We start from the raw sequence: 14,912 nt of genomic DNA, 5'->3' as shown, positions 1-14,912 counted from the left end.
GGCAGCGCGGGCTTTTTGGATAAGGAATCGAAATGAAGAAAGTCGCCGTAGTGGGTTGCACCGGTGCAGTGGGTTTGACCATGCTGCAATTGCTTGAAAACACCGATTACGAGGTGGTCTGCATGGCCTCCGAGCGCTCGGCTGGCAAGCGCTTGAAGGCGGGTAACACCGAGCACCTGATCGAACCCTTTTCGGTCGAAGGCTGTGCTTCGTGCGATATCGTGTTTTTGTGTGTTTCCGGGTCCTTCGCCCTGGAGTATGGGGAGCGTCTGGCTGAGAACTCCTATGTCATCGATAACTCTTCGGCTTTCCGTTATCACCAGGATATTCCACTGCTTGTACCGCCGATCAATGGTCAGCGTTACAAGGGTGAAAAACTGATCGCCAACCCCAACTGCTCCTCAGCCATTGCGTTGATGGTGCTGGGGCCATTGCATGACGCCTTCGGGCTGGAAAGTGCGATCATCTCTACCTACCAGGCGGCCAGTGGCGCCGGGCAGCCTGCAATGCTGGAACTGCGGGAAAAGGCCAAGGCCTTCAGTGACTATGGCGACCAGGATGGAAGTGAAAACTTCGCTCATAACCTGGCATTCAACGTGATTCCCCAGGTCGATTCGTTTGAAGAGAATGGCTATACCCGCGAGGAAATGAAAGTGGTCTGGGAGTTGCGCAAGGTCTTGGGCGAGCCGGAGTTGGCCATCAGCACCACGGCTGTTCGGGTTCCCACCTTGCGTTCTCACGCCGAGAGCCTGAGTCTGCGCTTCAAGAAACCGATCAAGTCGCTGGAGCAGGTGCGTGAGCTGTTGCGTGCCGCGCCAGGTGTCGAAGTGGTGGACGAACCTGCGCAGAGCGTATATCCGATGCCCATGACGTCGACCTATAAGCACGCGGTGGAGGTTGGGCGGATTCGCTACAACCTGATCTACGGTGAACACGGGCTTGATCTGTTCATCAGCGGTGACCAGCTGCTACGTGGCGCCGCGCTGAATGCATTCGAGATCATGCAACTGGTCAATGATTGACCCCGTCTGGGGCTGAATAAAAACGCGCAGGGCTGTTCAACAGCTGCGCGTTTTTTATTTAACTGGATTGGAGCTCCTGGTCTGCCTGCATATCATCCAGGTATTCAGGTTGGTCCGTCTGGTCCGGCAGTTCGGTCACGACGCTGAAATCGCTGATCTCGATCGCGCCCACGCCATGACCGAGCAGATGGAAGGAAAATGCCTTTCGCTGTTGCGGGTTATCAAAACTGATATTCATCACCAGCGGTTGCTCGGGTGTCACTGCTACCTCAGTGGGCAGGTCCATCGGCACATCCCGCTCGAATTCCTTGGCCTTGAGAGAAATGTAAGCGGCATGATCGGCCTCCAGGGCGCGGATGGTCAGGCTGACGCGGGTCTGCGAACCCTTGGGCATTTCCAGGTATTGGGCGCCGATCAGGTTGTCGGTCCAGTCGTTAGTGACTTGGGCCGGCAGCGCGATCTTGTCCGCGCTGCCAAATTGATAGTGCTGGTTGAACGGCGTCGGTGAGAGGGTCTGACCCAGGGCCGTGGCGCGGGCGTCGATCAAACGGGCACGCTGGCCGCTGTACTGCCCGGTGTACGTGGCGCGATTGGCGATGAAACCTTCGCTGGCGTAGTCACGGCAATGTTGCTGGAAATCGCACTCGGTAAACGTGCCCTTGCCGTCGTGATAGCGCAACTTGCCGTTGGTGAATGACATGATTTCCCGACCTGTCGCGTAGTCCCGGAACATCGAGCGGCCGGACAACGAGCTGGGCACCACAAAGCCGAAGTAATCGAGGATCGAGGCGCTCAGGTCGACATGGCCGTAGACGCCGGTCTTGATCCTGGGCAATGGCTCGGGGGCCAGGGTCAGGTTGAAGCCCCAGGACGAGGCCAGGCGCACGTCGTCGATGCCATGGGATTCGTCTGAGGTGACGACCACCAGGGTATTTTCCAGGATGCCCTGGCGTTCCAGGCCGTCGAGGAAGCTGTGCAGCGCGTCGTCCAGGTAACCGACGGCGGCCTGCTTGGCAGTGTCATAGCGTTGCAGATAGTCATCCGGCGCTGAGTACGGCTGGTGGGTGCCCACGGTCAGCAGGGTGAGCATCCAGGGCTTGTCCGCCTGTTGCAGCTGCCCGACGTAGTCCAGCGCGCCCTCGAAGAATGTCTTGTCATCCACACCCCAGGGGAATTCCAGGTAGGCCGGTCGGGTGAACCATTCCATACCCAGGGTCGTGTCGAAGCCGATGTGGGGCATGATCCGGTCCTTGGCCATGAACCGCAGGCCCGCACCCTGCAGGAAATGCGTGGCAAAGCCATGCTGGCGCAACTGGGCCGGCAGGCAGGCCTGGTTGCGCTGGGTCTGGTTGAGCATTTCGACGCCCTTGGGCGTGCCGTCGTCCAGCTTGTCGTAGTCGCCACATAGCATGGCGTACAGGCCGCGGATGGTCTGGTGGCTGTGCAGGACATAATCGGGTGTGTTCATGCCTCGCTCGGCCCAGGCACTGAGGCGCGGCATGGGATTTTCCTGATAGCCGGATTTCAGGGCCTGGCGGTTGGCATTGATATAGGCACCGGGGATGCCTTCCAGGGTGATGACCAACACGTTGCGCGCCTGGCCTGGCGCGGGCAGTAGTTTATTTCCATCGAGGTCCAGCCGGGTAAGGCCTTCCATCGGCGGGACCTGGACGCCTGCATCGCCGTCAACCCAGTGCTGGATCCGGTCCTGCCCGGCGGCGACCGTCGCCGTGGCGAGTTGATGGGGTAGATTGAACACATTCCACTGGTCCGCCTCGGTGGGACGCCAGGACTGTACGGTACCGTGGACCAGCAGGAGCAGCGCCGGCAATGCCCACGCGTGGGATGGCAGGGACGGTGCGCGGCGTGAGCGGCCTGGCCACTGGACCATCAGCCAGAGCCCCAGCGCTGTCAGTTGCAGCGTGGCCAACCAGGGATGGGCGAAGCCGCCGCTGCTGGAGTTTTCGACGAATTGCGGATCGGTCAGGTAATGCAGGTCCGTAGGATTGGGCATGCGTCCGACCGCGCTGATCAACTCGATGTTGGCCAATGTCAGCAGGGTCCAGGCCAGCAGCACAGGCAAGGTCAGCCAGAGGGGGCGGCAGTAAAGCAGCGTGAGTAACAATCCGCCAATGCCCAGGTCGGACAGGTAGCCCAACGGATCGGACCAACCCAGTGCGAGACGCAGGGCGAGGGGAACGATCAGGACCAGGCCGGCCAAGGTGATCAAAGGGGCGAGGGGACGGGTCAATCCACGGAATAAAACGTTCACGAAAATGGCCTTGTACTGAGTCTGCAACGGCACAAACCCTTGTGGGAGCGAGCCTGCTCGCGATAGCTATCGGTCAGTGATATGGATGGCGACTGATTCACCGCTATCGCGAGCAGGCTCGCTCCCACAGGGTTCTGTGCTGTTTATTAGTCATAAAACGGTAATGATGGGCGCGATGGTAACAAGACTGATCAGTTGCAACCGGGGCGCCACGCTACGGTTCGTTTGCTCAGGCCCTACAATGGCCGTGCGGCGCTGCTTTGCGGCGTTTGGAAAACTTGTATCAGGATTTCTCATCGGGGGATGGATGGACAGGTTTCAGGAGATGCAGGTGTTTATTGCCGTTGCCCAGGAGTCGGGTTTTTCGGCGGCGTCGCGGCGCTTGGGGCTGTCGGCGGCCAGCGTGACCCGCGCGGTGGCGGCGCTGGAGCAACGCATCGGCACGCCTTTGCTGGTTCGCACTACCCGCAGCGTGTACCTGAGCGAAGCCGGCCAGCGCTTTCTGGACGACTGTCGCCGGATCCTGGGTGATTTGCAGGAAGCCGAGGATTCGGCGGCCGGCAGCCATGCCCAGCCCAGGGGGCAACTGACGATCACCGCGCCGGTGCTGTTCGGTCAGTTGTTCGTCACGCCCCTGCTGGTGGAGTACCTGCAACAGTATCCGGAAGTCAGCATCAACGCGCTGCTGCTGGACCGTAACGTCAGCATGGTCGAAGAGGGCATGGACGTAGCCGTGCGCATCGGCGAGCTGCCCGACAGTAACCAGCACGCCGTCCGCGTCGGCGAAGTGCGGCGGGTCGTCTGTGGCTCTCCCACGTTCTTCGCTCAGCATGGTCGACCCCAGCATCCTCAAGCGCTGGAGCGGCTGCCGGTAGTGGCCTCTTCGGCCATCGGCCAAGTCAGAAGCTGGACCTTCCTCGACGCCGGGCAAGCGTTGGCGGTCCGGCCGGTACCTCGGTTGGTGGTCACCGCTAATCAGGCCGCCATCACGGCCGCCTGCCAGGGCCTGGGAATGACCCGTGTGTTGTCTTATCAAGTGGCGGGAGAGATCGCCAGCGGAGAGCTGGAAATCGTCCTGGCCGATTTCGAACTGCCGCCGCTGCCGATTCATGTGCTGTATCAGGGAGGGCGCAATGCGCCGGCGCGGGTTCGTAGTTTTGTTGATTTCACGGTCAGCGCCCTGCGTAGACACCCGGCCTTGGGACGTTGATGCATTGTTTCGCTGAAGGAAATAATGGATTGCGTTTACGGGTGATTCTCTAGTTTTTAACTGAGGGGGAAGATGACGCCATCGATGCCGTTCTGCTGACGGCGTCATTTCCAGCGGAGTCGACCATGAACCCCATCAAGCTTTATCACTTCCCGCTTTCCGGACATGCCCACCGTGTTCAACTGATGCTTTCGCTGCTCGAGCTGCCGGTCGAGGTGATTTTCGTCGATCTGGCCAAGGGCGCGCACAAACAGGCGGACTTCCTGGCCCTGAACCCATTTGGTCAGGTACCGGTGATTGACGATGACGGCGTGGTACTGGCCGACTCCAACGCCATCCTGGTGTACCTGGCGCAGAAATATGGCAAGGGTCGCTGGCTTCCGAGCGACCCGGTGGGTGCCGCCCGGGTACAGCGCTGGTTGTCGGTGGCGGCTGGCGCGATCCATACGGGGCCGGCCACAGCGCGACTGATCACGGTGTTCGGTGCGCCTTATAACGCCGAGGATGTGATCGCCCGGTCTCACGGTCTGTTGAAAATCATCGATCAACATTTGAGCAGCAGCACTTGGCTGGCGGGTGATACACCCACCATCGCCGATGTCGCCGGCTACACCTATATCGCCCATGTGCCGGAGGGCAACGTGTCGCTGGACGACTACGCCCATGTCCGCGGTTGGCTGGCGCGGATCGAGGCCCTGCCCGGGTTCGTGGGCATGCCGCGGACGGCTGCCGGTTTGCAGAAACACGTCTGAGCGTAGCTGTAGCGCGTGGGAGGGGCCGTTCGGCATACGGCGGCCCTGACCTGGTTGTGGCACATGAAAACTTCGGCGCAATGTCTTGGCCCTATGCCCGTCCAGCGCAAGACACGGTAATCTGCCGGGTTTTAGCGGGTGATGAAGGTTCATGACTTTTCTTTTCCGGACATCGCTGGCACTCGTTGCGCTGCTTTTGCAGGGCTGCGAGCAACCCCCCGCCGCGCCTCTCGATCAACAACTCTATATCTGGCAACGCCAGTGGACGCCGGCCCACGCGTCGGCGCTGCGCCAGAGCCATCAGGACTTCTCGAGCTTGCGGGTGTTGGCCTTGCAGGCGTTTCCCCGTGCAGGCTGGAGCCGTGCGCGGATCGATCCAGCCTTGCTCAAGGCCGATGGCCGGCCGCTGATCGCGGTGATCCGCCTGGACGGCCAGCTCGGAACGCTGGATCGGGACGAGGTCATTGCGCAGATCCAGCAAGTGTTGAGTGACTGGCAAACCCAGGGCCTGACCCCGGTGGGCGTGGAGATCGACCATGACGCCGGTAATGCACGGTTGCCGGCCTATGGGACTTTCCTGAGCCAGTTACGCCAAACCCTGCCCTCCGCATTGCGGTTGAGTATCACGGCCTTGCCGGCCTGGCTCGACAGCCCCGCGCTGCCCGGGCTGCTGGAAACCGTGGACAGCAGCGTGCTACAGGTCCATGCGGTGAGCGACCCACGGCAGGGGTTGTTCGATCCGAAACAGGCCCGGCATTGGGCCGAGCGCTGGAGCAAGGTCACCCGGCGGCCGTTCTACCTGGCTCTGCCGGCTTATGGCGTGGCGCTGTTGACCCAGGAGAGCGGCGCGCCGGTGGTTGAAAGCGAAGTGCCCATCGACAGGGGAGGCGAGCGGCTGGAACTGCTGGCAGAACCGCAACAAGTGGCCGGGCTGGCCGCGGATCTGCGCGCCGAACCGCCGGCCCACCTGGCTGGCTTGATCTGGTTTCGCTTGCCGCTGACGGGCGACCGCCGTGTCTGGAGCCTGACCACCCTCGGCGCGGTGGCTCGTGGAGACAAACTCGACAGCCGCCTGACCCTGGCGATAGAGGAAAAGGACGGTTTGTACGATATCCGGTTGGTCAATCGGGGCAATCTCGACAGCCCCTGGCCCCAGCGGGTGACGCTTGCCGTCGGGGCATGTGATGGGGTCGATGCCTTGGCGGGTTATACGTTGCAACAAACCCCCGGACTGCTTACCTTCACCCGCATTCAGGAAGGTCGCCTCGCTGCTGGTGCCCATCGGGCCATGGGTTGGGCGCGCTGTACAAAAATTGAACAAGGAGCTTTCAATGTCTACCCGTAAATGGCCTCGTCGTTTGCTCTGCCCGGTGTTTTGTATAAGCCTCGGTTTGCCGTTGGGCCAGGCGCTGGCCTGTGGTCCGGAGTTCCCGATGCGCTTGCTGGATAACCGCGGCCAATCCTTGGCCGAATTACCCGAAGGCAGCTTTCGCTTCGAGATCAAGCGTCTTGGCCATGCCATTGCTGGACTCAAGCCGGCCAGCGAGGCGACGCGCAACCCGGATTACAACTACGACGACATGTCTGCTTACGTGGCCCAGCGCAGCGAGGCCGAACGGATTGGCCTGACCCCGCCGCAGCAAGCGCTGGTGGAGCGGTTGCGGGCGTTGACTGATATCGACGAGGTCGCGGCGCAAGCGGCGAACCTGCCGGCCGAGCTACAGTTGTACGCCATCGGCGCGGCCGCCTTTGGTGCCGGTGAAAACCAGAAGGCTGCCCAGGCGTTTCAGGCGTTGCTGGCATTGCCGGCGGACCAGCGCCCGTTGCGCAGTACCTGGGCGGCTTATTCCCTGGGGCGGGCTTTGTTTGCCGTGAGTACCGAGGCGGGCAATGAAGATCCGGCGGCATCGCGGGATCAGGCCCGAGCGGCGTTTCGCCAGGTCCGTGACCTGAGCGTTGCCGGTTTCAGTGATCCACTGGAGCTGGCTATCGCCAGTCTCGGCGAAGAAGCCAGGGTGGCCTATACCGCTGACGACTGGGACAGTGCTATCAAGCTCTATGCGACCCAGTCGCTGCACGGTTCCGAGGTCGGTTACAGCTCGTTGCTGTACCTGGCGGCGGACCTTAATGGCCAGCCGGATGATCGCCTGAGCGAGTTGCTCAAGACCGATGCCGTGCAACGATTGCTGACGAGTTACTTGCTCAGCCATATCAGTTGGTGGGATGGGGAGGAGCCATCCGGTGAGAAGAGACTGGTCAAGCTGCTGCAAGCCAGCAGTCAGGGCAACCTGAATGATGCCGATCGGCTGGCGGCGGTAAGCTACCAGCATGGCGATTACGTCAGCGCCAAAGCCTTTGTGGACAAAGCTGGCGACAGTGGATTGGCCTGGTGGCTGCGGGCCAAACTGGCCGTGCGTGACGGTGACAAGACGGCGGCGGCTGCGGCCTATGCCAAGGCGGCCCAGGCGTTTCCGAAGGATGAGTCCTGGGGCAGTCGGCGCACGCCGGATTGGGATTACGAGACGGTTCAGCCCAAGTGCCGGGTCGAAGGCGAGAGCGCGATCCTGGCCCTGCAACGGGGCGATTACCTGCAAGCCTTCGATCAGCTTTACCGTGGCCAGGGCAACTATTGGTACGACGCCGCTGCAGTCGCCGAGCGGGTACTGACCGTCGAGGAATTGAAACAGTACGTCGACGCCCAGGTTCCGGCGCCACCCCCATTGAGCCAGCAGGATCGCGACAACTACGTGCAACTGCCGGTCGCCGCGCAACTGCGTAACCTGCTGGGTCGCCGCTTGTTGCGGGAAGGACGCTATGACGAGGCGCCGGCTTACTTCGATAACCCCGATCTGCAGAACAAGGCACGTGCCTATGGGCAGTTGCGTCAGGAAGCCGAGACCAAGTGGTGGCCTACCCGGCGCGCCGAGGCGTATTTCTATGCGTCCAGGATGGCACGCGATTGGGGCATGGAGATACTCGGCTACGAGATGGCGCCGGACTACGCCGTCATGGGGGGCGGTTACAGCCTGGAGCCGGTTGAGTTGAAGGTCGGGCCGTTGGTGGCGGAAGGGGAGGTGCAGCGCCAGCAGGCCAGCGCCGCGCAACCGAACGAGCGCTATCACTATCGTTTCGTCGCCACCGCCCTGGCGAGCAAGGCGGCGGACAATGTGCCCCATACCAGCCAGGCATTTGCGGCGGTGTTGTGCAGGGCAGTGGGGTACAACTCGAGCCTGGAAGAACAAAGCGCGTTGTATCAGCGTTACGTGAAAGAAGGTCCTTATGTGACTTGGGCGGGGGATTTCGGTCATCAGTGCCAGGAGCCGGATTTCCGTGCGGCTGATAAGCGCTACGTCACCCAGGCCCTCGACCCGATGCGTTCCGTCCTGCGTCCCTACAAGCGCTGGTTGCAGATCGGTGGCGTGGTACTGGTGGTCGTAGGCGCGCTGGCGTTGATCAGTCGACGTCGCAAGGCGCAGAGGTCGGCTGGCTGACTTCGATCCAGTTCACCGGATTTGCCGTCCGACATGAAGAATTAAAAACACAAATTTCACAGCTATCGTTATAAGGTAACGCCATATAACGAAAAGGCTGTGGAGTCTGTCCACATGCCCGGTTTTGATCGCCAAATGCTGGGGTGGTATGCAAGTCGATCTTGATGTCGAGGGGGCACAGGTGGCCGAACGGCCACGCTTTCAGCAGGCACAGTCCCAGGGGCGGCGCCTGAAGCGGATCGCTTTTGCGTTGGCCGTCCTGGCGGGCGTGGGGTTGGTGGCGGGGTTCTTTGTCGGACTGTTTTCGCCGCAATCCATGTGGCCGGCCTTGCTGGCGAGTCAAAGTGCGGCATTGCTGGTGTTGGTGGCGGGTCTGCAATCCGCCTGGTGGGTGACGCAATGGCGCAGCAGGGCGTTGCTGCCGACGGCGGTTATCCCGGCTGTCGAGCGCGAACCGGTTGATCAATCCGGCTGGTATGAGCGACTGCTGGAACGCATCAGCGCGCGGTGGATCGGTCTGCTGAAACAGATCGGTGCGCCAACGTTGTGGCTGGCCAGTTGGGCAGGGTTGGCGCTGCTGAGTCTGGAGCAAGCCTGGAATCTGGCGTTGCCGGCGACCACGCTTGGCGCATCGGCCAGCGTGGGGGCAGTGCTGTCCTTGTTGATAGCGTTCGGTTTATTGGTGTTTGAACGTCAACTGGCTCAGCAACCTACCCTTGAATGGCCGGAAGCGCTGCCGCTGGCGCAACTGACCCGCCTGGCGATTATCGTGCTGGTGCTCGGCGCGCTGTGCCTGTTGTTCGCGAGTGAATCGTCCCTCTGGCCGGTGCGCCTGGCGGTGCTGATGGGGTTGTTGCCGGGGCTGGCGGCGACGGAGCTGTTGCTGCGAGCCCTGCTGTCATTGTTCAGCCCACGCCGGGATTCCCTGGAACCGACCTTGCTGGGCCGCAGTGTCATTGCCGACCTGCTGCGCTGGCCGCCGCAACCTTTGCTGGCCCTGCAGCACGAGCTGCACAACCGTTTCGGTATCGATCTGCGTCAGATCTGGGCGTTCAGCTACATGCGCCGTGCCTTTTTCCCAGTGCTGGCGCTGGTGTCGCTGGTGGGTTGGCTGCTCACGGGCGTGCATGAAGTACCGCTGCAAGGGCGCGGCATCTATGAGCGTTTTGGCAAGCCAGTGGAAGTGTTCGGCCCTGGTTTGCAGTTCGGCTTGCCCTGGCCGTTGGGGCGGGTGCTGAGCGTCGAAAACGGCATCGTCCATGAACTGGCCACCAGCGCGGGCGAAAGTCGGGCGAGTACTGAGGCCGAATCGGCGGAAGGTCCGGCGCCGGCGATTGCCAACCGTTTGTGGGACGCCAGCCATGTGAACGATAAATCCCAAGTGATTGCCAGCCGTCGTGCCGATCAGCAGAGTTTCCAGATCGTCAACATGGATGTGCGTTTTGTCTATCGCATTGGCCTGACCGATGCGGCGGCCCTGGCCGCTACCTACAACAGCGCCGACATCCCCACACTGATTCGCAGCACCGCCAGCCGCGTGCTGGTGCATGAGTTCGCCTCGCGCACGCTGGACGGTTTGTTGGGCGCAGATCGTGTCAGCCTGGCCGATGAAATCGGTCGGGCTGTGCAAACCGATTTGCAGGCGCTCGACAGTGGCGTGGAAATCCTGGCGACCGTGGTCGAAGCGATCCATCCGCCAGCGGGGGCGGCCAATGCCTACCACGGCGTACAAGCAGCGCAAATCGGTGCCCAGGCCTTGATTGCACGAGAGCGCGGTGCGGCGGCGGAGCAGACCAACCAGGCACAACTGCAAGCCAGTATTGCCCACGACCAGGCCCAGGCCACCGCCCGGGAAATCAACGCGACCGCCCAGGCTTCCGACTTGCGCTTCAGCGCCGAACGCAAGGCCTATGCCACGGCCGGCCACGCCTTTGTGCTGGAACAGTACCTCAGCCAACTGAGCCGGGGTCTTGGCAGTGCCAAGTTGCTGATTCTCGATCACCGTCTGGGCGGCAGCGGCAACGCGCCGACCATTGACCTGCGCACTTTCACGCTTCCGGCAGATCCCGCATCGCCGCGTAACCTTGTCCAGCCAGGAGCTGCCCATTGAGCCAGTCTTCTTCCCACGATCATCACGATCACACCCATCATGATCACGGCCATGCCGGCCATCATCATGGGCATCACCACCATCATCACGGTGATCCGCAGGAAGCCGGGCCATTTCCCTGGCGGCGCATGGGTTGGGCGGCGCTGCTGGTAGCCTTTGCCGTCGCGGCCGCGAGCCTGGTCCAGGTGCGCTCGGGGGAGGCGACCGTCATCACCCGCTTCGGCAATCCGGCACGAGTGCTGCTGCAGCCCGGCCTGGGTTGGCGCTGGCCGGCACCGTTCGAGGCGGCGATTCCGGTGGACTTGCGGCTACGCACAACGTCCAGCGGTCTGCAGGACGTTGGTACCCGTGATGGGTTGCGCATCATTGTTCAAGCCTATGTGGCGTGGCAGGTGCAGGGTGACCCAGACAACGTTCAGCGCTTCATGCGCGCCGTGCAGAACCAACCGGATGAGGCCGCCCGGCAGATTCGCACGTTCGTTGGGTCGGCTCTAGAAACCACGGCTGCCAGTTTTGACCTGGCGAATCTGGTCAATACCGACGCCAGCCAGGTTCGCATCGGCGATTTCGAAGCGCAGTTGCGCCAGCAGATCGAACAGCAATTGCTCGCCACCTATGGCGTGCGGGTCCTGCAAGTGGGCATCGAGCGTCTGACCTTGCCTTCGGTAACGTTGACCGCGACGGTGGATCGCATGCGTGCCGAGCGGGAAACCATCGCCACCGAACGCACCGCTATCGGTAAACGCGAAGCGGCGCAAATTCGCTCAGCCGCCGAGCGCGATGCGCGGATCGTGCAGGCGGATGCCACGGTGAAGGCCGCCGATATCGAGGCTCAGTCCCGGGTCGAGGCTGCTGAAATTTATGGCAAGGCCTACGCCGGTTCGCCCCAGCTCTACAACCTGCTGCGTTCACTGGACACCTTGGGCACCATTGTCAGCCCTGGCACTAAACTGATCCTGCGCACCGATGCGGCACCTTTCCGAGTGTTGGTTGACGGTCCGCCGTCAGTGGAACTCAAAGGTGGAACACAACCATGAGTGTGGTTCCACGTGGAACAAATGACTTATCCAGCCCCTGGATTCAGGCTGGACGCGTGGCGTTTCTGGCTCTGTACGCAGTCACAATCCTGGCTGCGTTGGCTTGGGTCTTTTCCAACGTTCGACAGATCGACCCTCAAAACCGCGCCGTGGTGCTGCACTTTGGCGCGCTGGATCGCATTCAGAATGCCGGCCTGCTGTTGGCGTGGCCACGTCCGGTGGAACAAGTAATCCTGCTCCCGGCAGCGGATCGGGTTCTGGAGCGGCGCGTGGAAAACCTGCTGCGCTCGGATGCGGCTTTGCAGGCTGATCGGGTCGCCAGTTTTGCCTCGCCGGTCAGTGATGCCCTGGCCGGATCTGGCTATTTATTGACCGGTGACGCCGGAGTGGTGCAACTGGATGTGCGGGTGTTCTACAAAGTTACCGAGCCCTATGCGTTCGTTTTGCAGGGTGAGCATGTACTGCCAGCGCTGGATCGCCTGGTCACCCGCAGCGCCGTTACCCTTGCAGCGGCTCGGGACTTGGACACGATTCTGGTCGCCCGTCCCGAACTGATCGGCAGTGACAACCAGGCCGCCGAACGCCGCGAGCGCCTGCGCGGTGATCTCGTACAAGGCATCAACCGACGGCTGGCCGATCTTGTCGCTACGGGGCAGGGGCTGGGGATCGAAGTGGTACGGGTCGATGTCCAGTCAAGCCTGCCGGGACCGGCGGTGAGCGCATTCAATGCGGTGCTGACGGCCAGTCAGCAGGCCGACAAAGCCGTTGCCAATGCTCGCACCGAAGCCGAGAAACTGACCCAGACCGCTCGCCAGGATTCCGACCGCGCCCTGCAAGTGGCGCATGCCCAGGCAAGCGAACGGCTCGCCAAGGCCTCGGCCGACACCGCTACGGTGCTCAGCCTGGCGAAGAGCAAAGACGCCGATCCGCAAATGCTGCTTCGCCTATACCGCGAACGTATGCCCGGCATTCTCCGTCAGGCGGGGTCTGTGACCACCGTCGACCCGAAAGACGATTCCCGCCTGATTATTCAGGGAGCTGAGCAATGAGCGCGCAAACCGCCGCAGTACCGATGTTGTCCAGCGCCGAACAACGCACCGCCGCCCGACAGTTGACCCTGGCGATGCTTGCCCTCGGTCTGCTCGCGCTGGGTCTGGTATGGCGCGCCTGGTCACCGGAGCAGACCGGGGTCAGCCAGTTGCTGTTGGGGGTCGCTTCGCTGTTGGTCGCAGTGCCGGTGATGCGTTCGGCGTGGTACAGCCTGCGGTATCCGAGTTTGCATGGCATCACCGACCAGTTGATCGCCCTGGCGATGCTGGGGGCCTGGGCCACCGGGGATCTGCTGACGGCTGCACTGCTGCCGATCATCATGATTTTCGGCCATGTGCTGGAGGAGCGCAGTGTTATCGGTTCCCAGGAAGCCATCCACGCCTTGGGCCAACTGACGCGCAGCCTGGGGCGCAAGGTGTTGGCCGATGGTTCGATCATTGAAGTCGATAACGCCACGCTACGGCCTGGGGATACGGTAGAGGTGCGTGCCGGTGATCGGGTGCCGGCCGATGGCCGGGTATTGTCCGGCCAGGCCAGCCTCGACACTGCGCCTATTACCGGTGAGTCGGTGCCGCTGGAAGCGGTGACGGGCACCGAGGTGTTTGGGGGGGCGATCAATCTCGATGGATTGCTGCGTCTGGAAGTGACCCGCACAGGCCAGGAGTCGACACTGGGCAAGGTCATTGCCCTGATGCAAAACGCCGAACGTTCGAAGCCGCCCATCACCCGGTTGCTGGAGCGTTACGCCGGTAGCTATCTGGTGTTGGTGTTGTTGCTGGCGGCGGTGACCTGGTTCATTACCAACGATGCCCAGGCGATGCTGGCGGTGCTGGTGGCGGCCTGTCCTTGCGCGCTGGTGTTATCGGCGCCGGCGACCGCCATCGCGGGGATCGCGGTGGCGGCACGCCATGGCATCCTGATCCGTAGTTCGGCGTTCCTGGAGGAACTGGCGGACCTGACGTCACTGGTTGTCGATAAGACCGGAACCCTGACTTACGGCACTTTGCGCCTGCAATCCATCGAAAGCGCGGAGCGCGATCAGCCGTCCCTGTTGCCATTGGCCGCGAGCCTCGGTTCGGCCAGCAGCCATCCGGTCAGCCGGGCGTTGGCAGGGCTGGTGGAGTCGGAAAAATATCTGCAATTGACGGACATTCATGAGCGGCAGGGCCTGGGTGTGGTGGCGATGACCAGCCAGGGTGAAGCCGCCCTTGGTCGACCTGAGTTGTTCGTTCAGCTGGGCATCGATACGTCAACGGTACCTGATCATGACGGCCCGATTGCCGGCCTGGCCCTGGATGGACGGTTCCTCGCCTGGTTGCTGCTGGCCGATAGCGTCAAGCCGGAAGCACAGATCGCCATGGCTGAGCTGCGGACGCTGGGCCTGGGGCGGCAGCTGTTGCTGACCGGTGACCGCCAAAGTGTGGCTAGCACGCTCGCCCGGGAAGTCGGCATCGCCGATGTACAGGCCCAGGCGTTGCCGGAGGACAAGCTCAAGCGGGTCATGACGGAAATCGACAATGGTTTCCGCCCCATGGTCGTCGGCGACGGCATCAATGACTCGCTGGCGCTCAAGGCCGGGGTGGTGGGTGTGGCCATGGGGGCAGGTGGTGCGGACATTGCCCTGGCGTCCGCGGACATCGTCCTGATCGGCAGCGACCTGAGGCGCCTCGGTACCTGCGTGCGGCTCAGCCGCCAATGCCGGCATACGCTTCAGGTCAACGTGATCATCGGTCTGGGCTGGACGCTGGCGATTGTCGCCTTTGCTGCGTTCGGCTGGCTTGGCGCGGCGGGGGCCATGATTGCAGCGCTGTTGCATAACCTGAGCACGTTGCTGGTATTGGGCAATGCCGGAAGACTGCTACGCTTTCAGGAACCGTTGCTGAAAGTCCAGGACGAGGGGTAGAACTTGTGCGTCGGACTTGCAGTCCATGGTGGAAGAGGGTGAAACAGTTGGGAGTACCGGCTCAG

10 protein-coding genes are annotated in these 14,912 nt (G+C 62.2%); 9 read left to right on the top strand and 1 reads right to left on the bottom strand.

Annotated elements, in window-relative coordinates:
- Positions 1-32: 32 nt before the first annotated feature.
- The gene (locus CGA22_RS06835) at positions 33-1,022 is read left to right on the top strand and encodes an aspartate-semialdehyde dehydrogenase (RefSeq protein WP_041021478.1); all 990 of its coding nucleotides are present in this window, start codon (positions 33-35) and stop codon (positions 1,020-1,022) included.
- A gap of 58 nt (positions 1,023-1,080) precedes the next feature.
- Here the strand turns inward: CGA22_RS06835 and CGA22_RS06830 are convergent, their stop codons facing one another.
- Positions 1,081-3,294 (bottom strand): LTA synthase family protein, encoded by a 2,214-nt coding sequence (locus CGA22_RS06830; protein WP_041021489.1) that lies wholly within the window; start codon positions 3,292-3,294, stop codon positions 1,081-1,083.
- 307 nt (positions 3,295-3,601) lie between these two features.
- On the opposite strand from CGA22_RS06830, the gene CGA22_RS06825 reads away from it, so the two are divergent.
- The 8 genes from CGA22_RS06825 (at position 3,602) to CGA22_RS06790 (ending at position 14,847) form a co-directional block, all read left to right on the top strand.
- Positions 3,602-4,504 (top strand): LysR family transcriptional regulator, encoded by a 903-nt coding sequence (locus CGA22_RS06825; RefSeq protein WP_188258523.1) that lies wholly within the window; start codon positions 3,602-3,604, stop codon positions 4,502-4,504.
- Positions 4,505-4,629: 125 nt separating this feature from the next.
- Positions 4,630-5,256, top strand: a complete 627-nt coding sequence (locus CGA22_RS06820) for a glutathione S-transferase family protein (protein WP_041024007.1) — start codon at positions 4,630-4,632, stop codon at positions 5,254-5,256.
- A gap of 151 nt (positions 5,257-5,407) precedes the next feature.
- Entirely contained in the window at positions 5,408-6,601 is a 1,194-nt protein-coding gene (locus tag CGA22_RS06815) for a DUF3142 domain-containing protein (protein WP_041024006.1), read from the top strand.
- Positions 6,588-8,747, top strand: coding sequence for a hypothetical protein (locus CGA22_RS06810; RefSeq protein ID WP_041024005.1), 2,160 nt, complete (start codon positions 6,588-6,590; stop codon positions 8,745-8,747). Before CGA22_RS06815 ends, CGA22_RS06810 begins: the two co-directional genes overlap by 14 nt.
- Positions 8,748-8,895: 148 nt before the next feature.
- A complete protein-coding gene (locus CGA22_RS06805) occupies positions 8,896-10,857 on the top strand; it encodes a protease modulator HflK (protein WP_041024004.1) in 1,962 nt (653 codons plus the stop codon).
- Positions 10,854-11,894 (top strand): protease modulator HflC, encoded by a 1,041-nt coding sequence (gene hflC / locus CGA22_RS06800; protein ID WP_041024003.1) that lies wholly within the window; start codon positions 10,854-10,856, stop codon positions 11,892-11,894. Before CGA22_RS06805 ends, hflC begins: the two co-directional genes overlap by 4 nt.
- The gene (gene hflK / locus CGA22_RS06795) at positions 11,891-12,943 is read left to right on the top strand and encodes a protease modulator HflK (RefSeq protein WP_041024002.1); all 1,053 of its coding nucleotides are present in this window, start codon (positions 11,891-11,893) and stop codon (positions 12,941-12,943) included. Before hflC ends, hflK begins: the two co-directional genes overlap by 4 nt.
- Positions 12,940-14,847, top strand: coding sequence for a heavy metal translocating P-type ATPase (locus CGA22_RS06790; protein WP_041024001.1), 1,908 nt, complete (start codon positions 12,940-12,942; stop codon positions 14,845-14,847). Before hflK ends, CGA22_RS06790 begins: the two co-directional genes overlap by 4 nt.
- Positions 14,848-14,912: the final 65 nt, after the last annotated feature.

It is taken from the genome of Pseudomonas sp. PSB18, from assembly GCF_014596565.1.
In the GTDB taxonomy this organism is placed as follows: domain Bacteria; phylum Pseudomonadota; class Gammaproteobacteria; order Pseudomonadales; family Pseudomonadaceae; genus Aquipseudomonas.
The sequence above is the reverse complement of the archived record's forward strand: the minus strand, read 5'-3'. Positions and strand labels throughout refer to the sequence as shown.

Bases quoted from the DNA above. Each gene is read 5' to 3' on its own strand.
- CGA22_RS06835 (WP_041021478.1), top strand. From the start codon at position 33: ATGAAGAAAGTCGCCGTAGTGGGTTGCACCGGTGCAGTGGGTTTGACC.
- CGA22_RS06825 (WP_188258523.1), top strand. From the start codon at position 3,602: ATGGACAGGTTTCAGGAGATGCAGGTGTTTATTGCCGTTGCCCAGGAG.
- CGA22_RS06820 (WP_041024007.1), top strand. From the start codon at position 4,630: ATGAACCCCATCAAGCTTTATCACTTCCCGCTTTCCGGACATGCCCAC.
- CGA22_RS06815 (WP_041024006.1), top strand. From the start codon at position 5,408: ATGACTTTTCTTTTCCGGACATCGCTGGCACTCGTTGCGCTGCTTTTG.
- CGA22_RS06810 (WP_041024005.1), top strand. From the start codon at position 6,588: ATGTCTACCCGTAAATGGCCTCGTCGTTTGCTCTGCCCGGTGTTTTGT.
- CGA22_RS06805 (WP_041024004.1), top strand. From the start codon at position 8,896: ATGCAAGTCGATCTTGATGTCGAGGGGGCACAGGTGGCCGAACGGCCA.
- hflK (WP_041024002.1), top strand. From the start codon at position 11,891: ATGAGTGTGGTTCCACGTGGAACAAATGACTTATCCAGCCCCTGGATT.
- CGA22_RS06790 (WP_041024001.1), top strand. From the start codon at position 12,940: ATGAGCGCGCAAACCGCCGCAGTACCGATGTTGTCCAGCGCCGAACAA.